We start from the raw sequence: 26,319 nt of genomic DNA, 5'->3' as shown, positions 1-26,319 counted from the left end.
AAGAAGGGAGGTCAACCGATGGAAAAGGTTGGCCTTTTTTTGTCCCATTTTTGTCGAAAGAAAAAGGTGAGAATTATAGTGATGTCGAATTATAATTCATCAATCTTAGAAAAGGTGGAGATGTGCTATGGAATTAAACATGCCAGTGAACTATAATTTCGCAGCCCAGGTGGACGAATGGTCAAAAAAACATCCAGAGAGACGTGCGGTTTGGGAGTTAGATGAGCAAGGCCAGGAGCATGTCCTTACGTACGAAGATTTGCGCCAATATTCAAATAAAATTGCGAATGGACTAGGGTCCATTGGAATCGGGCATGGAGATCGGGTACTCGTTCTGGTTTCCCGAGGAACATTGGCTTACGGTCTCTATTTGGCACTACTGAAGCTAGGGGCTGTGATTTTGCCAGGGTCTGAGATGCTGCGTTCCAAAGATATCGAGTACCGGATCAATCATGCAAAAGTAAAGGCAGTGATCAGTTTCGCGGGAGCAATGAGTGAGGTTGATCTGACGAGAGGCAACTGTTCTACCCTGCAACACTACATCACGACGGGCGAAGAAAAAGAAGGGTGGATTTCGCTTGGGGGGTTGCTCCAGGGGCAGGCCACAGAATTTGAGGTAGTAAACACGAAGTCGGATGAGCTGGCCTTCCTGTCTTATACTTCAGGGACGACTGGGGGACCAAAAGGGGTTATGCATGTTCACGGTTGGCCGTTTGCGCATTTGGCTGTGGCGGCTACACAGTGGCTAGACGTTCGCGAAGGTGATGTGGTTTGGGCAACGGCTGGGCCTGGTTGGGCCAAGTGGATCTGGAGCCCGTTTGTCTCTACATTAGGGCTGGGAGCGACCGCGTTTGTCTATAAAGGAAAGTTCTCTGCGGAAAATTATTTGACGATTCTGCAAAATTACCCAGTGTCTGTTTTGTGTGCGACGCCAACCGAGTACAGAATCATGGCAAAAGTAACGGATTTAGAACAATACAAGCTGTCCGCCCTGCGCTCCGCATGTTCGGCTGGTGAACCGCTCAATCGGGAAGTGATCGACACATTCCGCCGCGTCTTCCAGTTGACCGTGCGAGATGGATACGGACAGACAGAGAACACTTTACTGGTGGGTACCTTTGTCGGCATGGAGCCAAGGCCAGGTTCAATGGGCAAGCCATCGCCAGTTGTAAGAATCGCCATTATTGACGAAGAAGGAGCGGAGCTGCCAGTAGGCAAAGTAGGCGATATTGCCATTGATCGCCATATGGTGGCGCTATTCAAAGGCTATCTGGATGATCCGGGGCGCACTGCCAGAGCTTTTCGGGGTGACTGGTACGTGACGGGTGATCAGGGCCGCATGGACGAAGATGGCTACATCTGGTTCGAAGGACGTTCCGATGACATTATCATCTCAGGTGGATATACGATTGGTCCGTTTGAGGTCGAGGATGCGCTGGTGAAGCATGCGGCGGTAGCGGAATGTGCGGCGGTTGCCAGTCCTGATCCGGAGCGTGGTCATGTGGTAAAAGCGTTTGTCATCCTGAAAAAAGGGAATGAGCCATCCGAAGAGATGATCATGGAATTGCAAAACCATGTCAAGCAATTAACTGCGCCGTATAAATACCCGCGCAAAATCGAGTTTGTACAAGAACTGCCGAAAACGACCTCCGGTAAAATCAGACGGATCGAGCTGCGGCAGCAGGAGGCACAGCAAAATCAGCATTTATAGGGAATCGTTTGTCTTACGAAAATGTAAGATTGCTGTAAGTGGATTCGATGGGACGAAATGCGTGCATCCCCTACAATGTGAGTAGAAGCAAGGCAAGGGGGAATGCAGCATGAACCACCTTCCAATCCCATTAGGAAGAAACACCGACTTGTATGAAGCGGCGAGCATGCCCAAGCTTAAGAAACTCGGTGTTCGTTGGAAAAAACGACTGCGTATCAGTTTTCTCGTGATCATGATGGCAGCTATTCTGGCGCCGCTCGTGCTTGCGTGGACAGGGAATATATGGATAGATGAAAAAAAGCTGGTTGCTGTACAGCAATCCAACAGTTATGTAAAGCTGGACGAAATGCCTGATTATGTGTGGAAGGCATTCGTTGCAATAGAGGATCATCGGTTTATGCAGCATCCAGGAGTGGACCCGATTGGATTGAGCCGAGCGATCTGGGTCGATGTCAAGGAAGGTGCCTACGTGCAGGGCGGAAGTACAATCACCATGCAGTTGGCGCGGAACCTGTTTCTCACAAACGACAAAACCATGACTAGAAAAGTAAAGGAAGTCGCGATCGCGTTACAATTAGAGCAGCGATACAGCAAAAAAGAACTGCTCGAGATGTACCTCAACGTCATTTACTTCGGGCACGGAAAATACGGAATTGGCGAGGCTGTTCCCTTTTACTTCGGAAAAAAAGCAAATGAAACAGGAAATCGAGCAGTAACATTAGGAGAAGCGGCCATGCTAGCTTCTTTGCCGAAAGGACCAGAGCGTTACTCACCGGTAAAGAACTGGGACAGAGCCAAAGAACGGCAGGAGGTTGTACTGAATCGGATGAACGAATTGGCCGTGATCGATCAAAGCGAAAGTACATTGGCTAAGAACGAGCATATATCCGTTGTTCCTACTGCCAAACGCGCAGCGAAATAAACGAATGTGATAGAATCCCCTGTCTGGATGGCAGGGGATTTTTGCTATGGAATAGAAGAAGCGAAGCATGGATTTCACATGGCCGGTTGCCTGATGGTGGAACAGCGGCGGGGATACAGAGCGCTTCTTATGTCGTTCGGTTCACAGCCTTGCCCAAAGCATCTTCCAATACATGGGCATACTGCATGGTCGTTTCGATTTTGGAGTGCCCCAGTTGCGCTTGGAGCTGATGAGGGTCAGGGTTCAAACGTAGAAACTGTGTAGCAAAGCTGTGGCGAAGCTTATGGACAGACAAATCGGGAATGCCGAATGCCTTGGCGTACTTTTTGACCAGCTTTTGGACAGAACGCACTTCAATCCGATGCCCATTCGGATTGGCAGGGGAGACAGCGAGAAAAACAGCGTCCTCTTGCGGTTCGGGATTGTATTTGTCACGCAGCTGCAAGTATTTGGCCAAGTACTCTTTGCCCCAGTCACTGAAAAAGGGAGCGTCCTCTTTCTTTCCTTTGCGAATCAATTTCAACTGGTTTTTTTCCATAATAATGTCGGATAGATCGAGACTGACGATCTCTGACACGCGGAAGCCACCGGAGAGAATCATCGCGATCAAGGCAGTATCCCGGTCGCGGTTTTGCATGTGATACTGCTTCTTTTTTTCCGTATCGCAATGAGCCAAATATCCGTTGTAGACAAAATCGACGAACTGATAGATTTCGTCGTCTATCAGGATTTTTGCCCGAATGGCGTGGGCGCGTGCGAGGGGAGTCAGCTCCGTGACCTCCAGCTCGATTTTGGCGAGTACATTCCGCGTCAAATACGATTCCCCATTCTCATCCTCGGCGAGGGCGGACAAGTAATGAAAAAGCGACTTCAGGCTCGATATTTTTCTGCTGATCGTACGGTCACTGTACTCTTTCTTCGCGCTTTTGGTAGGGTTCGAGAGCAAAGCAGATCGCTCATACAGATGCGACTCCTGCAAGTATAATATGTAGCTTTCTACCGTTTCCTTCCTTAAGTCATTCAAATCGCTTAACGGAATGTCCTTCATATCCGTCGCAGTACTCAATCCTTCTGTCATCATCCAGCGAAAGAAAAAGGAGAAATCGCGCAGGTATCCAAGCAAGGTGGAGGGTGAATTCTTTTTTGCTTTTTTATGCTCAATAAACTTTTCGACATACCACGGGTAGGAGCCCACTGTTTGCAAAAGCTGCAAGGCATCTCGCTGTTTGGTAACGGACATGCTTTCACCACCAACATCTATTTGTAATCGTATACGAACATATATTCTATCAAAAACCAAACGTTCTGGGAATTGCAAATTGAACAAGAAACCGTCATGATGGGGAGTGTGGATCGATGTTGGACAAGAACGGAGTGGATTTATAGTGGCAACATGGGACTTATCTCAGACGAAACATCATGTGCTGATTTGTAACGGTGGAAGCTGTATGCGCAAGGGGGGCGAAGAGGTTACCGTAGCGATACGCGAAGCGATTACTGAAGCAGGCTTGGATGACTACGTACATACAACCCGCACGCGTTGCAACGGACGCTGTGAGGACGCGTGCGTGATGATCGTGTACCCCGAGGGAATCTGGTATGAAAACGTGACACCAGAAGATGCACAGCAGTTGGTGGAAGAGCATTTTCAAAATGGCAGACCAGTAGAGTCCTTGATGACGCATCGCTTCGAAACGAACGGTTTTGTGCGTACGATAGACACCAAGCCCGGTATCTTAAAATCACAAAAGGCAAAAAAATGAGGAAAAGGCCACGATCTGCTCATGAAGCGAGAGAGTGGTTTTTTCATTTTCAGGAGTCTACGATTTACGACAAAAGGAGAAAGTAGGAGAGATGGCATTATCGAAAGGAAAATGATTGAAAGCGTTAACAATATGTCTTTGTGATATGGACGTTTTAAGTAAATGGTGGTAAAATGTCTGTAGATTAAGTTGATTTTATGCGAATTTTATCAAAATGATATGTCCATACAGTGTGAACAATTGTTTTTGTGGAAGTTACTAATCGATGGCTGAATATATGGAGGGATTCTCGTTGGCGAGCAAAACACTTGAACATTTTTTACATGAAAATCTGGCAGATTTGAAGAGCAAGGGACTGTACAACGTCATTGATCCACTGCAAAGCGCAAATGGTCCTGTCATTACGATTGCAGGAAAAGAACTGATCAATCTCTCCTCCAATAACTATCTGGGCTTGGCTACTGATCAACGCCTTGTGGACGCTGCGATTGCAGCAGCAAGCAAATATGGCGTAGGGGCAGGGGCTGTTCGTACGATTAACGGAACCTTGGACTTGCATGTGAAGCTGGAAGAAAAGCTCGCTGCCTTCAAGCATACGGAAGCTGCAATCGCTTACCAATCTGGCTTTAACTGCAACATGGCTGCGATCTCTGCTGTCATGGACAAGGACGATGCGATTCTTTCTGACGAATTGAACCACGCTTCCATTATTGATGGATGCCGCCTGTCACGTGCACAAATTATTCGGGTGAACCACTCCGATATCGATGACCTGCGTGCGAAAGCGAAGGAAGCAAAAGAATCCGGCAAATATAAAAAACTGATGGTCATTACTGACGGCGTATTTTCAATGGATGGCGATGTTGCCAAGCTGCCGGAAATCGTCGAGGTAGCCGAAGAATTTGACTTGATTACGTATGTAGACGATGCCCACGGCTCTGGTGTTCTCGGTAAAGGGGCAGGAACGGTTAAGCATTTTGGCCTGTCTGATAAAATCGACTTCCAAATTGGCACGCTTTCCAAAGCAATTGGCGTAGTAGGCGGTTATGTAGCGGGACGCCAAGAGCTCATCGACTGGCTCAAAGTACGCAGCAGACCTTTCCTGTTCTCGACTTCGCTGACGCCAGCGGATGTGGCTGCTTCCATTGCAGCTATCGATATTTTGATGAACAGCACCGAGCTGCACGACAAGCTGTGGGATAACGGACATTACCTGAAAAAAGGCTTGAAAGAACTTGGCTTCAATATCGGGGAGAGCGAAACGCCTATCACTCCTTGCATTATCGGAGACGAACAGCAGACTCAAGAATTCAGCAAGCGACTGTATGAAGAGGGCGTGTACGCGAAAGCGATCGTGTTCCCGACTGTACCAAAAGGAACAGGCCGTGTACGGAATATGCCAACAGCGGCGCATAGCAAGGAAATGCTGGATCGTGCCCTTAGCATCTACGAAAAAGTTGGGAAAGAAATGGGGATCCTGAAATGAAAAAAATTCTGGTAACCGGGGCGTTAGGACAAATTGGTTCCGAGCTCATCATGAAACTACGCGATATTTACGGAGCGGATCAAGTCATCGCTACAGATATCCGGAAAAACGAAGAAGATCCTGTGGTGCAATCTGGACCCTTCGAAGTTCTTGATGTCACAGACGGAAACCGGATGTTCGAGCTGGCGAAGAAACATGGCGTGGATACGATCATGCATTTGGCTGCGCTGTTGTCTGCAACAGCAGAAGCAAAGCCACTCTTGGCATGGAACCTGAACATGGGCGGGCTGGTAAACGCGTTGGAAGCAGCACGTGAGTTGAACTGCCAGTTCTTTACACCGAGCTCGATTGGTGCATTTGGTCCGACTACACCGAAGGACAACACACCGCAGGACACGATTCAACGCCCTACGACCATGTATGGTGTAAATAAAGTTTCCGGTGAGCTACTCTGCGATTACTATTATCAAAAATTTGGGGTAGATACGCGCGGCGTGCGCTTCCCAGGTCTGATCTCGTATGTAGCGCCTCCGGGTGGTGGTACGACTGACTATGCAGTAGATATTTACTACAAGGCGATCCAGCATGGAGCGTATACGTCCTACATCGGTAAAGGCACGTACATGGATATGATGTATATGCCTGATGCGTTGAATGCGATTGTTTCCCTGATGGAAGCAGATGCCTCCAAGCTCATCCACCGCAACGCGTTCAACGTGACTGCGATGAGCATTGAACCAGAAGATGTAGCAGCAGCGATCCGTAAACACATCCCTGAGTTTACGCTCTCTTATGAAGTCGACCCTGTGCGTCAGGCGATTGCCAATAGCTGGCCGAACTCCATTGATGCTACGGCTGCCATGCAAGAGTGGGGCTTCAAAGCTGAGTACGACTTGGACAAAATGACCGAGGACATGCTCGCAAAACTGCGGGGAAAGCTGCTCCAGCAAGTCGGATAAACGAATAGAGAAAAGGAAAATGTGCCACTTCTTCTTGTGCCGTGATGCGAGAGAGGTGGCCATTTTCTGTTTGTCCGTTCACATGCACGCTATCAGACTTTTGAATGCCTTTCCTGTTCTCTGGGCACATTATGAAAAGAGAGGGGGAAAATCATGGATTTAGCAAAAAACTTGCAGGACAACCATTCGAAGCACGACGAAGAAGGACAAGTCATCCCAAATATACAGGACAACAAAGACAGTAGTAATGAAGAACGACCAATAGAAAGCTGGGGCTGGTCGAATAATACGGAGACGGTTCGAGAGAGCTGACACCATGTAACAAACAAAACCTTCCGGAATCCGGGAGGTTTTTCTCGTACACACAAAGGGAAAACCGTCCAAACAAAGGACGGTTATTGAGGCTTACAGGAGCATTTGTTGCTGCGGCTGATAGGCGTTAATCATCGTGTTCATTGTGTGATCGGCAAGCTGTGGAGCTTGGTAGTAGCCTTTGGCATTCATGTATTGCCAGGTTTCATAAGCCATTTGCTGGCATGCATTAGCGCCATTTACATGATATTGCCGGATACCTGGATCTACGCACTCAGCCGCCCAGAGCATGCCAATTGCCGAACCCGATTTATGCCAGTTCAGCATCAGAGTAGCAATCGTCATATCTGACAAGCGGGTTGGGTGTGGGTTGGGAGCAGCCATCTGTGGGTTATTAAGACCTACTGCTGTAGGTTGTGCTACACGCAATTGAATAGGAGCTGGTGCAATGTTGAAGCCTTTTCCCTGCAAGAGGCTAATCCCTTGCTGGTAGGCGTTCATAATCATTTGCTGATGTCTGTTAATGATACCTGTTAATTGCGGGTCTTGTGCCATCTCGGCAAGTACTCCGTGCATTTCAATCGCGGCGTGTTTGGAGCGGAGTGCTTCTTGTGTTTCCAAAAACTCATGAGCAGCAAATCGTTGCATAATAGCCTCCTGTAATCGAATTGGGTACTGTCAACCTTTGATAGTGTTTGTATAGAATCAATGGATATTCAGGAAAAAATGGGGAAAGGATTGTCGCTGACTTGTTCGTGTGTAATGGCGAGCCCTTGCTCGTGGGCATTAGGCGAAGGGGTGCTAACTCACGTATTCCGCTGAGTACGAATTGAAGCCTGCATGTACCGAAAGTAACGTATTGGCATAGCCAACCAAACGATTCACGGTCTCATCGACCACTGCGTAGACGAGCGGATGCAGAGTAGGGTCATGCAGTTTTGGGTCATCGAAAATCACGGTGGTGTTGATGAAAACATCCCGATTTCCAAACAGGTCGTAATGAATGAATACTTTCCCGCAAGCCCCTTCTGTCTGCGGATCTCGATATCCCGGCAAAAACAGATACCATTCCTCGGCTGTTGCAGAACGGAAATTTTTCGTGAATGTGAGACCTTGGATAGCTTCTTCTGTTTTTCTTTTTAATTCAGGGCTCATCAAAATATCTGGCAAGAACCTTTCCTCCTTCTGCTCCTTTTCAGTATGAAGAAAGGAGGGCATTCCCATGCAGAACACTAATGACTGTCTAATAATCGTTAAAAGGAGACAAACTACAGCTAACTTTCATTTGGGAGGGATCATATTGACTGAACAAAACAATCAGGAAGTAGAAAATAAAGAACTGAAAGTGCTGGGGACGCACGCAGCAGGAAGCACCGATTTATTTGAGACCCGAAAAGCGTCAAAGGACGAAGTCGTCGAAGCGCCCAAGCATCCTGGCGGAGCGGGCTCATCCGGGACTTATTGAGAATTGCCTAGCACACCAAAAAGAAGCGCCTCTGCCACGGCTATAGCCGGACGCGGGCGCTTCTTTTCATGAGTCTTACAGTTTTTCACGTGCATGTTTAAGGGTAATCGAATTGGCAATGGCTGCCCACATATCCGTTGATTCAGAGCCAACGTACCAGTACGCCAGCCCACCCACTTGCCATTGCAGACTAGCCTGAGCCTTGAGCCCAATTGAACGGCTTTCTTCCAGCCAAATCGTGTGAGTGATGCCTTGCTTTTGATACGTCGAACGGTATTGTCCAACTTTATCGTCCCACACTGTTCTTGCTCTGTATTGCGAGAGCAGCTGGTAAGACTCTGGGATGCTGATATCTGTTGACTTCAATGTTCCATTCGATTGGTACCAGTCGCGCGTGTAAAGAGGCATTCCGACGATCAGCTTTTGGGTCGGAACCTCGTCAAGCAGATCGGTAATGACTTTCGTAAACCAAGGCAAGGATGCTACGGAGCCTGCTTCTGACCCACCTACCCAATGCTCTTCATAGGCCATGACTACCAAATAATCCGCATACTTTGCTAATTTGGCAAAATCGAAAGGGTCGCTCCAGTCTGAATCACCATCAGGCGGAATATCTACAGATAGGACAGTGCCTTTTGCGTGAAGAGCAGTCGCGAGCTCCTGAATAAACAAGGTGAAGTTGTTGCGATCCGCAGGGGAGAACCCTTCAAAATCGATGTTAATCCCATTTAGGTGGTATTGATCAATGAACGAAGAAAGCTTTTGCACGGCTGCTTTTCGTTTATTGGGATCGGACAGCATGGCGTGAGTAGCATCAGGATCAAATTTATTCCCGAAAAGCGGCCACACCTGCTTGCCATTTGCATGTGCCCATTGGACAAGGGAAGTATCCGTAGAGTCGCTAATCGTTCCGTCTTTTTGCAGGAAGTACCAACGTGGAGATAGTGTATTGACTCCGCTATTCTTGACTTGTGCGATGAACTCCTCTGTCGTGGATTGGTATTGCCATCCGAGAGAGACAAGCGACTTTGCTGTAACGTTTTGCTTCTTCAGATTCTCCTGAATTCGATACAAAATAACAGCGGTTTCTTCTCTCGATAGTGCTTGAGTAGGGCGGAAGTAGCCATTGTAGCCAACCAACCAATTTTTCTGTATGGCGTGGCTGACTGAGGGGCGTGCCCAGCTCGAAATCGCATTGGCATCCTTCACGGACAACTGGTAAGAAGACGAAATGCTTTGTTCCAGTGCGCGTACGAGAAATGCAGCGGCCTCTTCGCGAGAGATCGTCTGGTTCGGAGCAAAAGAAGTAGGACCGATGCCATTCGCGATGCGAAGTCCAGCAGCAGCTTGTACGTACCCGTATGCCCAAGAGTTTTTCGGAACATCCGAGTAGGCTGCGACGTTGCTGACCACCGGTTTCATTCCGAGCGTTCGTGTGAGCATCGCGACAAACTCAGCACGCGTCACCGGGCGAGTTGGGTGAAAGTACCCGTTTTCATCGCCGGAGATGACACCTGCCGCCTGTAGCGAACGGATTTGCTCTATCGCATAGCTGTTTGCGATATCTTTTAAATTTTTCGTCGAGGCTGTGGATGCTGGGACTCCGATGGCAAAAGAGAGACCGTACACCAGAAAAGCCAAGGAGACTAACCAGATATGTATCTTTTGTTTTTTCATCATACATCCAGTATAAGGAGGGAGTACCATTCTTTCATTGGTCAGATTTTGGTAGAAACCTTGCAGGGGTGCCCGAACTCTTTTTCTGGGAATGCGATATGATATGATGGAGGAATAAAAATAGAGAGAGTGAAGCGAGGCGGAGAGAAATGGAAGACGTACTGATTGTAGGCGGTGGGCCTTGTGGACTGGCAGCGGCCATTGCCTGCAAACGAGCTGGACTTGATCCCATCATTATTGAAAAAGGATCGCTTGTCCATTCGATTTATCGCTACCCGACCTATATGATTTTTCATAGCACACCAGATTTACTGGAAATCGGGGGTGTCCCTTTTGCAACGGCGAACGACAAACCGACCCGACAAGAGGCACTCAATTACTATCGACTGGTAGCAGCGCGAGAAAAATTGCGCGTGAACGTATATGAAACGGTGACGGAAGCGAAGAAAACACCAGAAGGATTCCGGGTTACGACTACGGATCGTTTCGCCAAAACCCATACGTATGAAGCGAAAAACTTGGTGATCGCCACAGGTTACTTTGACAATCCAAATCGGTTGCAGGTCCCAGGCGAAGAGTTGCCAAAGGTTTCGTCCTTTTATAAGGAAGCACATCCGTATACAGGGATGAAAGTAGCGGTAGTAGGGGGGAACAACTCTGCCGTAGACGCGGCGATGGAGCTGGAACGGGCAGGTGCAGAGGTAACGGTGATTTGCCGCCGAACGGAGCTATCTGACAAGGTCAAGGCATGGACAAGGCCTGTTTTTGAGAGTCTGATCAAAAAAGGACGCATCCACATGCTGTTTGGTGCAACCGTCGAGAGAATTGAGGAACGTTCCATTAGGGTGAGGATGGGCGAGGAAGTCATTACGCTTGCCAATGACCATGTATTTTCTTTGATTGGATACCGTCCGGATCGTACCTTCCTTCATTCGTTAGGAGTTATGATTGACGAGGAAACGGGAATCCCAGCACATCATCCTGAGACAATGGAGACGAACATCCCAGGACTCTATATCGCGGGAGTCATTGCGGCGGGCCGTCACGCGAACGCCATTTTTATCGAAAATGGAAGGTTTCATGGTGAAGGTATCGCCCGCCACATTGCCTCTCACTAAGAGCAGTAGCCGCTATTGATTAGAACTGCCACTCCAATTGACGGCCTCCAATGAGGTGGTAGTGCAGATGGAAGACGGTTTGTTGCCCGTGCTTGCCAATGTTGGTTACGATACGGAATCCATCCTCGTTCACGCCCATTGTTTCTGCCACTTTTTGCAGCGACAGATGGAGGTGACCGATCAGCTCCTTGTCCTCAGGCTCGATAGCCAGAACGGATTGAATATGCTTTTTCGGAATCATCAGGACGTGAACAGGGGCGACAGGATTAATGTCGTGAAAGGCCAATACATGCTCGTCCTCATACACTTTTTTAGAAGGAATGTCTCCGTTTACAATTTTGCAAAATAAGCAGTCCATAGGGCTATACATCCTTTCTATAATGATAGATCGTAAAGCCTACTTCGTCATGCAAGTAGGCTTTCCCTGTTTTTTACTCCGGAAAAGTCCGTTCCAAAAACTGAAGAACCTCACGCCAAGAGTGCTCGGATGCGTAGGCGTTGTTTTTGGGCGTACCACCATTGAGCTGTGTGCGGGTAGTCGGTATGTAAGGAAAGCGGATCCCATGTCCTGTATCCGGGTAACGCAAATGCACCACCGAATGAGCAAACTGATGATTCTTTAACCGCTCGACCATTTGCTCGCAATGCTCTGCTGCTGGCCACCAGTGATCGTCATCCGAGGAGAGGAAGAGGATCGGGCCATTGATATTTTCCACCGGGATTTCGGCATCTTCTAACCATTCACAAGCAGCCCAGGCTTCGGCATGGATATGATCGATACGTTGACCTGCGTCGAGTCGCTCCTGTGAGACTTTTGTCTGCTCCTCTGTCCATGGTACGAATGGCAGAGGCTCTCCTTGAAACGACCAAGAGGATTGCGGGGAGAACGTGTCTGAACCAGCGAATGCCTTATCCGTCCCGATAGTAACAGTAGAGCTGGGACTCGAAGCAATGACAGCATGCACATGTTGATCGATCGATGCTGTGACTAATGCCAATTCTGCTCCTTTGGAACGTCCGAATAACGTAATTTTATCAGGGTGTACGGAGGGCTGTTGCTGTAACCAATGAATGGCGCGTTGAACATATTCGATCGGGATCTGGCGAATATCGTCAGGAAGGTCATTGCATTGAAAGTAAGCGAGTGCAAGTGCCGGATAGCCGTGAGAGGCGAACAAAGCAGCGAATTGTGAGCAGGAACCAATTCCGCCTTCGCTTCCACCTAGTACCACAATGGCGGGTCTTTGCTCTGTGTGGGGTTTTGAAAAATACAGACCGACTAGACCATAGTCTGTCACTTTCTGTATCGATACGTCTCGGGAGACAAAAATACGTTTCACGACTGCTTTTGCTACGGACTTATCGTAGACTTCTGCCGTTAATTCTATCTCGGTGGAGCGTGGGGTGAACTGAAAGTCGTCCAGAGAATAAGCATGATAAAAACGCATGGTCTGGACATTCATGGACCAGAAAAGCCCCATCGGATCAATTCCTTCATACGTACCGAATAAGGGAGCTTGGGAAACCAAGTCCACCGAGCCATTTTCGTCTGCTTGGAATATAGCATGTGAGGATGCAGTCAAATCTCCTCCAGGCAACCCGCTTTTGAGAGTAGCATGAAGGGTGATTAATTGATTCGGGACAAACCCGCTTAGTGTAATATGGACGGGAACATCTATCAAGGCTGTAACAGGCGTAACTTCAATTTGTGGAAGCATCATTTTGTCAACACTCCTTCCAGATTACGGGAACACTTGACACAGTCATTATAGTAGAATGAATAAAAGTTCGACGGGACGAAATGTGACGGTATGGTTAACTTGACTTCTTGTATTCGGTGTAACTATAATCATTACAACGAAAGGGTGACAACGTATGAAAATCAGCAGCCGTTTCTCCATTGCGGTTCACATTTTATCACTGCTTTCCATTGATTCGAATTCGCATTGCACTTCCGAATGGATCGCAGGTAGTGTGAATACAAATCCGGTCGTGATCCGACGTGTACTGGGGCTGTTGAAGAAGGCTGGGCTCGTGAACGTACGTGCCGGAGCTGGCGGGGCTTCTCTCGCCAAGGAATTGGATCAAATCACGCTTCTTGAAATTTACCGTGCGGTCGATGTCGTGGAAGAAGGGCAACTTTTTCACATCCATGAGCAACCGAACCCCGATTGTCCAGTGGGAGCGAATATACAGTTTGTGCTGGAGTTGATTTTGACCCGTGCGCAGCATGCCATGGAGGAGATTTTGGGCGGAGTGAAAATGTCCGAGCTCGTAGATAACCTTCGTCAAAAAATAACCGAAAAAGCGCAGTAAGAACAAAATGCCCTTGCATAAGCGAGGGCATTTTTGCTAGGAAGGAGTGCCCGCATCCATTTTCCAGATGTTTCACGAATTCGGGTCAAAGGGGGTGGGATGTTTCTTTTTCATGATGAAGCAGCCAGCGTTTGCGCGAAAGTCCTCCTCCGTAACCTCCCAAATCACCATTGGAGTTGATGACCCGGTGGCAAGGAATGACAATCGCTAACTGATTCGCACCATTTGCCTGCGCGACTGCACGAAAGGCGCTTGGTTTCCCAATAGCTGCTGCAACATCGGAATAGGATGAAGTATGCCCCGGAGGAATCGTTTGCAAATGCTCCCAGACCATTCTTTGAAAAGGCGATCCGCACAAAAACAAAGGCGTTGCAAATTGTGTTCGCCCTCCGTCAAAATACTCCTCTAACTCACGTTCAATCGAACGGATAGGCGCTGTAGAACCAGGGATAATTGCTGACTTCGTTCTTTGTCTAAGACGTTCAACTTCTCGTTCCAAGCCACGACGGTCAATGAATTCAAGAAGATAGAGAGCTTCTTCATCCGCAATGGCTATCATGGGACCGAGTCGCGTATCCAGCCACGCTGCCTTTAAGATAGGATGATCGCCAAGAAGAGTAGGTGCTGCCCCCATAATTCGTGAAAATGCGTCTCGAAAACCACTGCTAGACTCGTAACCGGTGGATAGCTGGGCATCGATGACGGCTTTTCCTTCTCTGATTTCTTTCAGTGCAATCCCCATACGTCGCGCCCTTGCATATTCGACGAACGTCATGCCAAAACGCTTTTTGAATTGGCGTCGCGCTGTTGCAGCATCCACGGATAATCTTTGAAAGTCATTTTCGGTCCAGCGCTGCTCGGGGTTTTCTTCTACAGCGTTTACTAGCAAACGTACGAGCTCTGAAACATGATTGGGATGTGAAAGTGGACGGCAGCGTTGGCAGGGCCGGAATGAGGCCAAAAGTGCTTGTTTGGCATGATCAAAAAACTCACAATTTATAAACTTAGGTTTTCTCGCTGGACACGTCGGGCGACAAAATACGCCAGTTGTTTTGACTCCAACAAAAAAGACACCTTCATATTCTGAATTTTTATCCAGTAACGCCTGATAATACTCGGACTTCATCTCGGCCGTTATCATTCGGTTCCCCCTCCATCATTATGTTTTCATTTTATCGCTCACCCAAAATAGCTGCAGCCGAAAATCGTACATTGATTTTTTCTCGTACCTTCACTAGGAAGTAGCTAGGGAGAAGGGTGGGTTGGATTTAAGCTGGAATTAGCCTGAAAATATAGATATAATAAACGTATTCAGAAATATGCGATAAACCGACAACGGCGTCGGTTGCGTATGGAAATGATGAGTAGTTGGCACGTCCGTTCACTGGTGATCGGGAGGTGGAGTATTGCGTCAGCATTATCGAGTCATCATCATAGACGACGACCCCATAACGCGTATGGACCTGGTCGAGATGTTGCAAGAGCAGGGATATAACGTCGTAGCTGAAGGAAAAAACGGCAAAGAAGCCGTTCGATTGACGCAAATGTGGAACCCGCATCTGATTATTATGGATGTGAAAATGCCAATTATGGACGGTTTGACAGCGACTGGGATTATCCGAGAGCATTCGGACGCAGCGATCCTTCTCTTGACTGCTTACAGTCAAAAGGACATGGTCATGCAAGCCAAAGCGAAAGGGATATGTGCCTATCTGGTCAAACCCGTCATGGAAGAAGAACTGCTACCGGCAGTGGAGTTCGTGCTTACAAGCAAACAATGAACGCAAAAAAGTGAATCGATAGGAAGAGCAACGGCGCTTGGACCAAGGCGAGCATTTCGTCTTTTGTTTCGAAGCGCTTTTTTCGTTCCATGAGATAGAGTTTACGGAAAGTTGAAAAGAAAGTGAGTGAAGCTAGAGATGAAATTGGCTTGCGTTGTACGTAAACAGCATTACCAGTTTACTTCGGTTCGTGATGTATTGGCAAAAGCAAGTGAAGAAAAGTCTGGCGATCACATGAGTAAACTAGCAGCTAATTCCGCACTGGAGCGGATGGCGGCCAAAGTCGTATTAAGCGAAATGCAACTTCGTGATCTATATGAAAATCCAGTCATACCGTACGAAAAGGACGAAGTGACACGGATCATTTATGATGATATCAATCTCTCTATTTACAATGAGATAAAAAATTGGACTGTAGGGGAGCTACGGGAGTACATCTTGTCGTTTTCCACAGGAATGCCTGAGCTGACACGAATTAGTCGTGGGCTGACCAGCGAGATGATTTCCGCTACGGCCAAGCTGATGTCCAGCATTGACCTAGTCATGGCTTCCCAAAAAATGAAGCATCAAGCCTACTGCAACACACTGATTGGCGAGCCGGGAAGACTGGCGTTCCGCTGTCAGCCGAATCACCCAATAGATGATCCAGATGGTATTTTGGCTTCGATGAAGGAAGGCTTGTCCTATGGATCTGGCGACGCCGTCATTGGAATTAACCCGAATAACGACTCCGTTGAAAGCGTTACCAAGCTCTTGAAAATGACACATGATTTCATGCAAAAGTGGGAAATCCCTACACAAAATTGCGTGCTGGCCCATATCACGACACAGATGCAGGCTCTTCGCGGCGGAGCGCCCATTTCCCTGATGTTCCAGAGTCTGGCAGGTTCACAACGCGCGAATGATGCATTTGGCGTAAATAAAGAGATTTTGGATGAAGCAATGGAGTTGATGCTCCGAAAAGGCACAGCGTCGGGACCAAACGTCATGTATTTTGAGACAGGGCAAGGCTCCGAAGTGTCGCTGGACTCTCATGAAGGCGTCGATATGCAGACGCTGGAAGCGCGTACGTACGGTTTTTGCCGTCACTGGAAGCCATTCATGGTCAATAACGTCTCTGGCTTTATCGGACCAGAAACACTTTATGATGGCAGACAGATGATTCGTGCCGATCTGGAGGACTTGTTCATGGGCAAGCTGCATGGTTTGCCAATGGGAATCGCTCCGACTTATACGAACCACATGTATGCGGATCAGAATGACCAGGAGATTGCAGGGATGCTCACTACCTTGGCAGGGGCGAATTTTTATATGGGCGTACCAGGTGGGGACGATGTCATGCTCAGTTATCAAGACACCAGCTACCACGATGACGCCAGCTACCGCGAGCTCTTGGGACTGCGACCTCTCCGGGAATTTGAGAAATGGATGGAAAAAATGGGCCTAATGGAAAATGGTCGTTTGACAGAGCGCGCAGGCGATTTAACCATTTTTGACTAACGAGTGGGGAGGGAAGCAAGGTGAAACAGATCAATATGGAAGACTTGGTCCAGCGTGTAATCGATGAGCTGTCCAAAAAAGGCCAAGGAGTGATTCATTTTCCTGAGCAAAAGCAATGCGGGGTCAAGAATCCAAACAATCCAGAAGCATTGGAGCAAGCGATGAAACGAACGCCGGCTCGTATCGGAATCGGGCGGGCGGGTACCCGGATGAAGACGGGAAGCTACCTCCAATTTCGGATTGATCAGGCAGCAGCACGCGATGCGGTTATGAAAACGATCAGTCCAGAGCTGATCGAGAGTCTGCAACTACCTGTCCTCCATTCAAGAGCGACGAGCATGGAGGAGTATTTAATGAACCTCGACTCCGGACGGATGCTATCGGATGAGTCCGCTCGCTGGCTGGAGCAGCATGGGGATAAAAACAAAGACGTGCAAATTGTCATCTCGGATGGACTCAGCACCTCAGCGTGTGAGGCGACGATCCCTGACTTGCTGCCTGCGTTAATCCAAGGTCTTTCCATGAGAAACGTCAGTGTAGGAAAACCAGTTTTCATTAACAAAGGTCGCGTTTGGATTCAGGATCAGGTCGCGTCCATCGTCAATTGCAAGGTCGTCATTTCCTTGATCGGAGAAAGACCGGGACTTGCGACGGCAGAAAGTCTCAGTGCTTACATGATTTACAAACCGGATGCCAATACGGTAGAATCAGATCGTACGGTTATTTCTAATATTCATAAGGGTGGCACGTTACCGATTGAAGCGGGTGCTTACCTTGCAGAACTTTTGGAGGAAATTTTGAAGTACCAGGCGAGTGGTGTTAAATTATCACAGCTTCGGGCGATTAACGGGTAGATTCCCACTGGCGCTTCCTCCTGTCTTGCACTAGAATACATAGAAGATAACCAATTTCTATGAGGAGTTGCTAAGCATGACGGAGCCAAACCAAAACGAAAAAAATACCACCGAACAAAAGCCTGGCAAAATCAGCCTGCAAGAGGCAATGAAGCGCAAAATGGCAGAAAAGAAACAAGCGCAAGCACAGGCTAATAACCCAATGAATCAAAAGGCGCAAAATCAATCAATGAAAAGCCAGCTCACCAAAAAACCAAACAATCAACGCAGACGTATGGGCGTATAGCTTCGAATGAAGCAAGGCAAAAAGGAATGTGCAGCAACTTTAGGCTGCAGATTCCTTTTTTGTATGATCATTCATGCGGAAATGATCTTCAAATTTTTAAAAGGTATCGATGAACCAACTAAGCTGGAGAGAAGAAAAAGCACAGGCCTCGCAGACCTTGACAACGCCTACCCAGTCGGAACTTCAAAAAGGGGACCACGCTTGTCGAACACTTCTCCTCTGAGAAACTTCCGCCCGTAGGGTGGCTTTGGCTCGACGGTCCCCTTTTTGAAGTGGAGACGTCCAGTGAATCCCCCCAGCTGGCGTGTCAGAGTCGAAGAGACCTGTGCTTTTTCTTCTCCACCACTATGTTGACTCAAAAAAAAAGGGGGCCAATCATGAAGGTAGAACGGCTACTCGCTATTGTCATCATGCTGTTGAACAAGCGCCGTGTGAGCGCCCGTGAACTATCCGACCACTTCGAAGTATCCTTGCGTACGGTCTATCGGGATTTGGAAACCATTAATGCAGCGGGAATTCCCATCGTAGCGTACCCTGGGGCAAGCGGCGGATACGAGATCATGGAGAATTTTACGATCGATCGACAATACTTATCCTTGGACGAGCTAGTCGCGGTTATTGCTGCGCTAAAAGGGGTTCATTCCTCCACAGACGACAAGCAAATCGGACAGCTTCTGGAAAAAATAAAAGCGTTGCTCACCACTGCACCATCCTCTCTTCAAGGAAGTGCACATCCTGTTGTTTACGACTTTAATCCATGGGGCAGTACACCGGCGATCGCCGAAAAGGTAAACAAGCTGCGGGAAGCCATCGAGAAAAGACTACGTGTGCGGATCATTTATACGAAAATACAAGGAGATGCGAAAGAGCGCATCATTGAGCCTGTCACACTGATTATCAAAGGTTATGTGTGGTACATTTATGGCTATTGTTTACAACGCCAGGAGGATCGTCTGTTTCGCTTGTCGCGGATTGCAGACATGTCCGTGCTGACAGAGGAGTTTTCCCCTCGCCCCAATCAAATAGATAAACTGGAATGGCTCGAAGAATGGGACACGGCAGAGCGTATTTCTCTTGTCCTCGAATTTGCGCAGCGTGTACATGTAAGGGTACGGGATATGTTTGCGCCAGAAGCGATAGAGACCATGCAGGATGGCTCAATGCTGGTACGAACCAAGATGACAGACGATGAATGGTTAAACGGGATGCTGCTTAGCTTTGGCGATGCCTTGTGTGTACATGAGCCTTCCAATGTAAGACAGCGAATGGGGGATACGGTAAAAAGAATGGCGAAACTTTATAAATAAACGTTGGAACGTTGACAGATAGTTGTCAGGGTATGGTCGTTATACTAAGTCATGTAAACAAACTCTTACAGGAGCGTGGTTAATGATGAACCCAACGATAGTCAAACTGGATGAAATGCGTGTAGCAGGCTTGCATATTCGGACAACCAATGAGGCGGAAGGCGGACCGAACGGGAAAATTGGGGGACTGTGGCAGCGCTATTATCAAGAAGAGCATCCCATCAAAACTCCCCATCAAAAAGAACCGGGTGTGGTTCTGGGGGTGTATTCCGATTACGACAGTGACGAGACAGGCGAGTACTCTTTGTTAGTGGGAACCGTTGTAGAAAAAAACGGTGAGCTTCCTGCTGAGCTTACAGTCAAGACCCTGCCGGCTTCTACTTACGCTGTATTTACGACTCGCGTAGGCCCGATGGTAGAGGTTGTGATGGAGGCCTGGGCGAAGGTGTGGGAGTGGTCCCATCAACCGGGGAACAAGCGGACATTTACTGGAGATTTCGAACGATATGACGGAGTGCGCTGTGCTGATCCCAACAACGCGCAAGTGGATTTGTACATCGCGATCGCTGAAGAATAAAGAGGCATTCAATTATACAAGCAGTCGTAGTCGATCAGGCTACGACTGTTTTGCTTTTTTCCATGATTTCTTCACAAGTTTCGTTTACTCTAGAGGGAGAGTGGCAGAGGGGAGTCATACAGACGAATGGATTGGATAACCAATATAGAAGCCCTGGCAGAGTGGATTCGCTCTTTGGGGATGCTGGGGATTGTCGGTAGTATTTTATTGAACATCGTGATCAGTGTGGCGGGTGTATTGCCGTCCATTTTTTTATCGGGTGCGAACGCAGTTGTGTTTGGCTTGTACGGAGGGTTCTTGATTTCCTTAACGGGAGAGGTGGTTGGTGCTTGCATAGCTTTCTTTCTGTACCGCTACACGATCAAAAAAGCAGATCGAAGCGAAAAGCTGAAATCATTCAAATGGGTACATACCATCAATGGAACGACGAGTTTTCGCAAATGCCTTGCCATCGTTTTGCTCCGGATCAATCCGCTGATGCCTTCGGGTGTAATCAATTTAGGCGCGGCTATGACGAATATCACCTTCGGGCAATTTTTGGTGGCGACCTTGCTAGGAAAAGTGCCGTCGATGGTTTTTGAAACATTCGTCGGTCATGATCTGATTACTTTTGGTGAAAACAAGTTTCGCTTGCTCGTTGCCTTGCTGGCAGGCGCTCTCGTCTTTTTCCTTTTCTGGAAAAAGGGAAAGGCTCAAACACAAGAAGAGTAGGGAGGATTCTTATGTCTACCATTTTGCTAGTCGATGATGAGCCGCAAATTTTAGAAATATTGTCCTCCTATCTGCAAAAGGAAGGCTATCATGTCCTGACCGCCCAAACAGGCAAGGAAGCAGTGGAAATGGCCACGACGATTTCATTGACCTGCATCATTTTGGATCTGATGCTTCCTGATTTGAGTGGGGAAGAAGTCTGCGTCCAAATTCGCAAAGAGTCGCGTGTCCCGATTTTGATGCTAACGGCGAAAAGTGGAGAGGCGGATCGGATTCGCGGGCTTACGATTGGCGCTGATGATTATTTGATCAAGCCTTTTAGCCCGAGAGAACTTGTCGCGCGTGTTCGAGCCGTCATGCGTCGTGCGGGTGATTATTCAACACTCTCCGATTTTGTTGAAGTGGGCGATTTGACCATATCAATGAATGAGAAGAGAGTCACGAAAAATGGAGTGGCTTTGGAGGTTACGCCGAATGAATACCGCTTGCTCACCACTCTTGTCCGTTATCCGGGGAGAACGTGGGGCAGGGAGGAGCTCGTTCGTGAGGTCATGGGCTTTGATTTCGAGGGATACGACCGAACCATTGATACGCATATCAAAAATCTTCGCCAAAAGATAGAGGCAGACCCGAAGCAACCGGAGTATATCAAGACGGTGTATGGATTGGGCTATCGCTTTGACGATCCCATGAAGAAGTGAGGCAACGATGAAGCATATTTGGGTAAAGCTCGCCTTTGTGATTATGACTGTCGGTGCATGCGCCGTTCTTTTTTCCTCGTTGTTGTCCGTAAAGGAAATGGATGTTCATTTTTCCATGTATGCCGATGAGGTGAGAAATCAGCATAACCAAGAAATATCACGTGTCGCACTCGAGGCGTATCAGGACAATCAAGGCTGGGGAGCGGAAGCCTATCATAAGCTGGAAGCGGTTTCCGAGGTCTTGGGATTGCATATCACACTTCTGGATCAACAACAAGTGAAAAACGAGTGGGGTAAGCGGCCAGTCCATACGAGCAATTACAGTGTAGACAGGATTCCCCTTGTTAGTAAGGGTATCATGATTGGGCAACTAGTGATTAGCCACGATGATCGGAGTGCCTATATGACCTTGGATAGTCATTTCCAATGGGCCCATAAAAACACGACGTTGTGGACGATGGCTGTGCTGCTCATCCTGGTCATTATCATTAGCATACCACTCGCTCGGACCATGGTGCGCCCTGTCGTACAAGTGAGCACCGCAGCGCAACGAGTAGCAAGAGGCAATCTGTCCATACGGGTACCGGAGCCTCGTGGCAAGGATGAGGTTACGTCATTGGTCGCAGCTTTTAACAACCTGGTCCAAAGTCTTGAGCATCAGGAGGAGCTGCGCAAGCGACTAACCTCCGATATTGCCCATGAATTGCGAACACCACTGAACACCTTGTTGGCGCAAGTAGAGGGGATGATCGACGGTATATGGGAAGCAACACCCAAAAATCTCGAAAGCACAAGGTCTGAGGTACTGCGTTTGAGCCGTCTCGTCCGCGATTTAGATCAGGTGATCCAAGTGGAGTCGGGCTCCTTGCAAATGCGCAGTGAAGAGGTGGAGCTGCGTGAGGTTGTCCAAGAAGTCACCGAGTCGATGAGTGCTATGTTTGCCCGAGCGCAAGTGAATTTTCACTTCAAAGGCGATCATGCTGTCTGGATCACAGGGGACAGGCAGCGACTGGCGCAAATCGTGGCCAATTTGTTGACGAATGCCAGCAAGCATACACCAGAGGGTGGAGAAATTGTAGTTACAGTGGACAAACCGAGTACGATGGTTCGGTTGCAAGTGAAGGACAGCGGCACGGGCATCGATCAAAAGGACCTCCCGTACGTATTTGAGCGTTTTTATCGGGGAGATCGCTCGCGAGCAAGGGAACGCGGTGGAGCAGGATTGGGGTTGACGATTGTGAAAGGGATCGTGGAGGCACACAAGGGAATCATCTCGTTGGATAGTAGTGTGGGTGAGGGTACGACCATTACGATTTTGTTTCCGCCGCAAGCTCAGGAAAGCGAAAAGTAAACCGAAACCGTACCGTTCAGGGAGCAGAGAGAAGGGTTTTCAACGGATCGTACAACAAATATCTCGAATTGAACAGACTTTGGGCATTATGACTTATCTCAATTTACGCCGCAACCATATGAACTTTATAAGGCGGGGCATCAGAATTAATTTCCATTCATAAAATCAACCTCCTGTAAAATGAGCAGGAGGTTGCAGGAGCGAAGTGAAAACGGCCGACGGGCATGTTGTTACCGACAACGACAAGTTTTGGAAGCTGGGGACTTTTTATTACAATCCAGAGTTTGTTATTGTGGTGGTTATCGTTATAGAAGTGCTGGCGAATTAATCAGCAAGACTACCGATTCTTGCTGATGTGATTGGAGACTAGTAAACCACTTTCCAACTGAATACGTACCAATTTCTGAATAGGAATAACTGTATAGTTTAGTTCTCGTTCCAGCTCATCCGTATACTGTCGCAAATGGCGAAGCCCTTCTTGCAGCACTGCTTTCAGTTTTGTAATTGCCTCTTGGTCGCTTGAGCCTTCCTTTGTTAGCCGCTCTAGCTCAAATTCGCAAGTGCGGACCGCTAGTCCTAAGCTCAATCCTCGATAAAACTTCGATACCACGAAACTGCTGAAAACTTGGGAACCCTTTGCCGGCTTTTCAAATTCAGGATCGCTCATTGCCCATTTTCTCTGTGCTTCGTTCCTTTCTTTGCGTGCCGGGGAAGAGGGGTCCATCAACTTGAAAAACGGGTTATCCTGCGAAATATAGGACCGTATGCCACCCAAAAGTCCCTCCAGCATTTCAAAGAAAGCCTCACTTTGATCTGCTTCGGTCAGAAGTGCCTCTCTGCGGGAGATATCTGAGTCACTCTGATCCTCTATTCGTGGATCGAAAAAATAGGGCAGCTCGGTGATTAATGTTACACAATCCGCTTTCGAAGAGGCGTATGTGTGGCTGTCTGCCCCCACATCAAGTGTTGGGGGTTTTCCTGTATGTTTCTCCATATAATCATAGTATTCGTCTTGCCCGTTTAAACTGAAGATGGCCGGAGCAAACTCTGTCGCAAATGGCGTCTCTGGTTCTCCGAGATCTAAAGGCACGTCTTCCTTCCTTGCTGAATTGTGAAATCCCTCGTATAATTCCGGCAAATCGTGCGAAATATACCAATAAGCACCGCATAACCCCCCATTGTGTAGAGAATACATAAACTCAGGTCTAGTCTCGTCTATGATTTTCATGAGCACTTGCGTTTCAGGCAATGGTTTGTCAAAGCGATATTCTTTATATTCAAACGGAAAAGTCCATTCCACCTGCTCGTAGCCGACAGGTCTATAGTAATTTCTCATGTAGTTAAAAATAGTGTATGGCCCTTTAAACCAATTTTCATTTAGTCGCGTACCATCAGGGTCAGCACATTTGATGATGTACCACGTGAAGCCCAGCTCGTCGCGCAGATCCTTGTCCTCTGCCAATGCGCGGGAGAGATATTCCATCGTCATCGCGCCAATCGGCTCGTTAGGATGCGGGCAGGCAAAGCATAACGCATTTTTGGGCCCGTCTCCGATTTTGATACATTGAATGGGGTGTCCATCGCGGGACTTTCCCGCCTCAAATACGGTTACAGCATCAGGAAACTCTTCGGCCAACTTTCTGGTGCTTTCATCCATTTCATCTACGGTTAGAAAAACCTTGTAGTCTGGCACCTTATCAATCACATGTTGAAAATTCATCGATCATTCCCCCTCGTCTGATGCAATATAAACAAAAGATGCTATTCCTGTAACGTATCGATTAGGTTCTTGACGTAGACGTAAAGACTCCATTTATTTTTCTACCCAGCTATCTTGGAAATTGGGAGAATAAGACGTCCATTTCACGCCTTTTACTCGCGAGCTTACTACCACAAAGAGCTTGTCATAATAGATAGGAACAACATATGCTTGCTCAAGGAGATGTTTTTGGGCATCTACATATACCTGTTTTCGGGCTTCCGTTTCAGTGGTTGCACGTCCTTTTGTTAATAAAGCATCCAGCTTACCGTCTTTTAGACCACTTATGTTAAAGCCAGCACCAATTTGGCTGGAGTGGAAACTTTGGTATAAAGCATCAGGGTCATCGTAACTATAAGTAACCATTGTCACATCAAAATTTCCTTTCATTTGTCCATCACTAAACGCTGACTCTTCTAAATTTTGAATGGTAGCTTTGATACCCACCTCGCCCAGCATAGCTTGCAACAACTGAGCTTGCAGCTCAAACCTAGCCGAACTCAAAAAGGAAAGGGTAAATACTTTTCCATCCTTTTCTCTCAGGCCTTCTCCGTTTACCTTCCATCCAGCAGCGTCAAGGAGCTTCTTTGCTTCTTCCACATTGTATGCGTACCCGTATTTTTCCAATGACTTATCATACCCCAATGTTGAAGGGGATAAAAATGATTGGGCAACTTCTCCTTCACCCATCAAAACAGCCTGGACCATCGCTTGTTTATTAACCAGCATATGGAATGCTTTTCGGACTTGGATATCCTGGAACTCCGGTTTTGTCAAGTTCATATATAAACTAAGAGGTATCCCAGCCCGAAAGAGTTCCAAAACCTGATATTTTGGATTGTTTCGATACTTCTTGATATCTTTTACGGGTACATCGAATGCAACATCGATGGTTCCGTTTTCCAAAGCGGCCAACATAACACTTTTATCTGGAATTGTTTTGATCACCAGTTTATCAGGTCTTGGCGGTCCTTGATTTTCATCGAGCGGCATGGCCCACTTAAAGGCTTCATTGCGAACCAATGTAACTCCCTCGCCAGCCTTCCAACTCTCAAACTTCCATGGACCCATTCCCACAGGATTTCGTCCATATTCCTCACCATATTTTTCAATGGCCTTCATGGATAGCGGTTGAGTTACACCAATGCCTAAATCTTCAAGAATCGACACATTGGGTTCATGTAATTCAAGGATGAGGGTTTTATCATCTGGGGCACTGACGCTCTTCACCGGCATCATAACTATTCCTGCCAGTTTTGCTTTTGTTTTCGGATTCTTAATGCGTTCAAAGGTATCCTTAAAACTCTTGGCAGTCAGAGGTGTTCCATCGTGAAACGTAACATCGGAACGAATGGTAAAGGTGTACGTTTTTCCATCCTCTGAAATCTTGAATTCACTTGCGAGATTAGGTTTGAATTCTTTTGTAACAGGGTCCTTGTAGACAAGCGATCCACCCATATTCCAAGTAACACCCATATCGTTGCCAACTGACTTGTGAACATCTAAGGTATCTGCTTCACTTGCGTAAGCCACAGTGATGGTTCCACCTGTCTTTGGTTTGTTAGCCTCTGGCTGTTGATTTGGTTCAGGTGTGGTTGATTGTGTGCTGCATGCAACCACCAACGACGTACATATCATAATTAGTAATCCTAAAATAATGCCATGAAATCTCTGTTTTTTCTTCTTTACCATGTTACAGCTCCCTTGTTCTGTATTGTTTAAAATATCTACATGACGACATATTTTTGAAAGATATCTTCTCC

Annotated in this window: 28 protein-coding genes and 1 pseudogene; 19 read left to right on the top strand and 10 right to left on the bottom strand. The window is 47.6% G+C overall.

The genetic code is table 11. The features are described from left to right. The first annotated feature begins 127 nt into the window (after positions 1-127). On the top strand, positions 128-1,711 hold the full coding sequence (locus HP570_RS12140) for an AMP-binding protein (protein WP_173625933.1): 1,584 nt from the start codon (positions 128-130) through the stop codon (positions 1,709-1,711). Positions 1,712-1,820: 109 nt separating this feature from the next. Further along, the gene (locus tag HP570_RS12135; RefSeq protein WP_173625932.1) at positions 1,821-2,633 is read left to right on the top strand and encodes a transglycosylase domain-containing protein; all 813 of its coding nucleotides are present in this window, start codon (positions 1,821-1,823) and stop codon (positions 2,631-2,633) included. A gap of 127 nt (positions 2,634-2,760) precedes the next feature. On the opposite strand, the gene xerS is transcribed toward HP570_RS12135, so the two are convergent. Beyond that, positions 2,761-3,873, bottom strand: coding sequence for a tyrosine recombinase XerS (xerS, locus tag HP570_RS12130; protein ID WP_173625931.1), 1,113 nt, complete (start codon positions 3,871-3,873; stop codon positions 2,761-2,763). 145 nt (positions 3,874-4,018) lie between these two features. Between xerS and HP570_RS12125 the strand changes: the two genes are divergently transcribed. The 4 genes from HP570_RS12125 to HP570_RS12110 all read left to right on the top strand — a co-directional run bounded on the left by HP570_RS12125 (position 4,019) and on the right by HP570_RS12110 (position 7,153). Further along, complete coding sequence (locus tag HP570_RS12125; RefSeq protein WP_173625930.1) at positions 4,019-4,396, top strand: (2Fe-2S) ferredoxin domain-containing protein; 378 nt, start codon at positions 4,019-4,021, stop codon at positions 4,394-4,396. A gap of 292 nt (positions 4,397-4,688) precedes the next feature. After that, positions 4,689-5,882, top strand: a complete 1,194-nt coding sequence (locus tag HP570_RS12120) for a glycine C-acetyltransferase (RefSeq protein WP_012686276.1) — start codon at positions 4,689-4,691, stop codon at positions 5,880-5,882. Continuing rightward, positions 5,879-6,841, top strand: coding sequence for an L-threonine 3-dehydrogenase (locus tag HP570_RS12115; protein WP_173625929.1), 963 nt, complete (start codon positions 5,879-5,881; stop codon positions 6,839-6,841). Before HP570_RS12120 ends, HP570_RS12115 begins: the two co-directional genes overlap by 4 nt. A gap of 153 nt (positions 6,842-6,994) precedes the next feature. Then, positions 6,995-7,153 (top strand): hypothetical protein, encoded by a 159-nt coding sequence (locus HP570_RS12110; protein ID WP_173625928.1) that lies wholly within the window; start codon positions 6,995-6,997, stop codon positions 7,151-7,153. Positions 7,154-7,246: 93 nt separating this feature from the next. Here HP570_RS12110 and HP570_RS12105 read toward each other — a convergent pair whose 3' ends face one another. The 3 genes and pseudogenes from HP570_RS12105 to HP570_RS12095 all read right to left on the bottom strand — a co-directional run bounded on the left by HP570_RS12105 (position 7,247) and on the right by HP570_RS12095 (position 8,323). Continuing rightward, complete coding sequence (locus HP570_RS12105) at positions 7,247-7,801, bottom strand: spore coat protein (RefSeq protein ID WP_012686279.1); 555 nt, start codon at positions 7,799-7,801, stop codon at positions 7,247-7,249. 68 nt (positions 7,802-7,869) lie between these two features. Further along, a pseudogene (locus HP570_RS30050) lies at positions 7,870-7,938 on the bottom strand (DUF4025 domain-containing protein); the annotation flags it as partial. Between the two features lie 16 nt (positions 7,939-7,954). Continuing rightward, on the bottom strand, positions 7,955-8,323 hold the full coding sequence (locus HP570_RS12095; RefSeq protein ID WP_012686281.1) for a hypothetical protein: 369 nt from the start codon (positions 8,321-8,323) through the stop codon (positions 7,955-7,957). A gap of 130 nt (positions 8,324-8,453) precedes the next feature. Between HP570_RS12095 and HP570_RS12090 the strand changes: the two genes are divergently transcribed. Beyond that, positions 8,454-8,618 carry a hypothetical protein gene (locus HP570_RS12090; RefSeq protein WP_012686282.1) on the top strand — a complete coding sequence of 55 codons (165 nt, stop codon included), beginning with the start codon at positions 8,454-8,456 and terminating at the stop codon, positions 8,616-8,618. A gap of 75 nt (positions 8,619-8,693) precedes the next feature. On the opposite strand, the gene HP570_RS12085 is transcribed toward HP570_RS12090, so the two are convergent. Further along, positions 8,694-10,295 carry an S-layer homology domain-containing protein gene (locus HP570_RS12085; protein ID WP_254495255.1) on the bottom strand — a complete coding sequence of 534 codons (1,602 nt, stop codon included), beginning with the start codon at positions 10,293-10,295 and terminating at the stop codon, positions 8,694-8,696. Positions 10,296-10,444: 149 nt separating this feature from the next. On the opposite strand from HP570_RS12085, the gene HP570_RS12080 reads away from it, so the two are divergent. Further along, positions 10,445-11,413, top strand: a complete 969-nt coding sequence (locus HP570_RS12080; protein ID WP_173625926.1) for a YpdA family putative bacillithiol disulfide reductase — start codon at positions 10,445-10,447, stop codon at positions 11,411-11,413. Between the two features lie 19 nt (positions 11,414-11,432). Here the strand turns inward: HP570_RS12080 and HP570_RS12075 are convergent, their stop codons facing one another. Both HP570_RS12075 and HP570_RS12070 read right to left on the bottom strand, forming a co-directional pair. Beyond that, positions 11,433-11,771 carry a histidine triad nucleotide-binding protein gene (locus HP570_RS12075; protein ID WP_007727375.1) on the bottom strand — a complete coding sequence of 113 codons (339 nt, stop codon included), beginning with the start codon at positions 11,769-11,771 and terminating at the stop codon, positions 11,433-11,435. Between the two features lie 73 nt (positions 11,772-11,844). Next, on the bottom strand, positions 11,845-13,134 hold the full coding sequence (locus HP570_RS12070) for an acyl-CoA thioesterase/bile acid-CoA:amino acid N-acyltransferase family protein (RefSeq protein ID WP_173625925.1): 1,290 nt from the start codon (positions 13,132-13,134) through the stop codon (positions 11,845-11,847). Positions 13,135-13,288: 154 nt separating this feature from the next. On the opposite strand from HP570_RS12070, the gene HP570_RS12065 reads away from it, so the two are divergent. Further along, positions 13,289-13,729 carry an Rrf2 family transcriptional regulator gene (locus HP570_RS12065; RefSeq protein ID WP_012686286.1) on the top strand — a complete coding sequence of 147 codons (441 nt, stop codon included), beginning with the start codon at positions 13,289-13,291 and terminating at the stop codon, positions 13,727-13,729. 85 nt (positions 13,730-13,814) lie between these two features. On the opposite strand, the gene HP570_RS12060 is transcribed toward HP570_RS12065, so the two are convergent. Next, positions 13,815-14,870, bottom strand: a complete 1,056-nt coding sequence (locus HP570_RS12060; protein ID WP_173625924.1) for a bifunctional transcriptional activator/DNA repair enzyme AdaA — start codon at positions 14,868-14,870, stop codon at positions 13,815-13,817. 265 nt (positions 14,871-15,135) lie between these two features. Between HP570_RS12060 and HP570_RS12055 the strand changes: the two genes are divergently transcribed. From HP570_RS12055 to HP570_RS29800, 10 genes are all read left to right on the top strand, one after another. After that, on the top strand, positions 15,136-15,510 hold the full coding sequence (locus tag HP570_RS12055; RefSeq protein ID WP_012686288.1) for a response regulator: 375 nt from the start codon (positions 15,136-15,138) through the stop codon (positions 15,508-15,510). 138 nt (positions 15,511-15,648) lie between these two features. After that, positions 15,649-17,010, top strand: coding sequence for an ethanolamine ammonia-lyase subunit EutB (locus HP570_RS12050; RefSeq protein WP_016740425.1), 1,362 nt, complete (start codon positions 15,649-15,651; stop codon positions 17,008-17,010). A 20-nt stretch (positions 17,011-17,030) separates the two neighbouring features. Further along, a complete protein-coding gene (gene eutC / locus HP570_RS12045) occupies positions 17,031-17,864 on the top strand; it encodes an ethanolamine ammonia-lyase subunit EutC (RefSeq protein WP_026134035.1) in 834 nt (277 codons plus the stop codon). 76 nt (positions 17,865-17,940) lie between these two features. Next, a complete protein-coding gene (locus tag HP570_RS12040) occupies positions 17,941-18,150 on the top strand; it encodes a hypothetical protein (RefSeq protein ID WP_015890910.1) in 210 nt (69 codons plus the stop codon). Between the two features lie 377 nt (positions 18,151-18,527). Beyond that, complete coding sequence (locus HP570_RS12035; RefSeq protein WP_173625923.1) at positions 18,528-19,457, top strand: helix-turn-helix transcriptional regulator; 930 nt, start codon at positions 18,528-18,530, stop codon at positions 19,455-19,457. Between the two features lie 82 nt (positions 19,458-19,539). After that, a complete protein-coding gene (locus HP570_RS12030) occupies positions 19,540-20,034 on the top strand; it encodes a GyrI-like domain-containing protein (protein WP_064199654.1) in 495 nt (164 codons plus the stop codon). A 126-nt stretch (positions 20,035-20,160) separates the two neighbouring features. Further along, complete coding sequence (locus HP570_RS12025) at positions 20,161-20,745, top strand: TVP38/TMEM64 family protein (protein WP_064199653.1); 585 nt, start codon at positions 20,161-20,163, stop codon at positions 20,743-20,745. A gap of 11 nt (positions 20,746-20,756) precedes the next feature. Next, complete coding sequence (locus HP570_RS12020) at positions 20,757-21,446, top strand: response regulator transcription factor (RefSeq protein WP_015890914.1); 690 nt, start codon at positions 20,757-20,759, stop codon at positions 21,444-21,446. A 7-nt stretch (positions 21,447-21,453) separates the two neighbouring features. Then, positions 21,454-22,797, top strand: a complete 1,344-nt coding sequence (locus HP570_RS12015; protein WP_173625922.1) for a sensor histidine kinase — start codon at positions 21,454-21,456, stop codon at positions 22,795-22,797. Between the two features lie 205 nt (positions 22,798-23,002). Beyond that, positions 23,003-23,125, top strand: coding sequence for a hypothetical protein (locus tag HP570_RS29800; RefSeq protein WP_256436237.1), 123 nt, complete (start codon positions 23,003-23,005; stop codon positions 23,123-23,125). Positions 23,126-23,134: 9 nt separating this feature from the next. On the opposite strand, the gene HP570_RS12010 is transcribed toward HP570_RS29800, so the two are convergent. Beyond that, positions 23,135-24,517 carry a M14 family zinc carboxypeptidase gene (locus HP570_RS12010; protein WP_173625921.1) on the bottom strand — a complete coding sequence of 461 codons (1,383 nt, stop codon included), beginning with the start codon at positions 24,515-24,517 and terminating at the stop codon, positions 23,135-23,137. A 93-nt stretch (positions 24,518-24,610) separates the two neighbouring features. After that, on the bottom strand, positions 24,611-26,248 hold the full coding sequence (locus HP570_RS12005; RefSeq protein WP_173625920.1) for an ABC transporter substrate-binding protein: 1,638 nt from the start codon (positions 26,246-26,248) through the stop codon (positions 24,611-24,613). Positions 26,249-26,319 lie beyond the last annotated feature (71 nt).

Origin of the sequence: Brevibacillus sp. RS1.1 (genome assembly GCF_013284365.1) — a bacterium.
GTDB lineage: Bacteria > Bacillota > Bacilli > Brevibacillales > Brevibacillaceae > Brevibacillus > Brevibacillus brevis_D.
The sequence above is the reverse complement of the archived record's forward strand: the minus strand, read 5'-3'. Positions and strand labels throughout refer to the sequence as shown.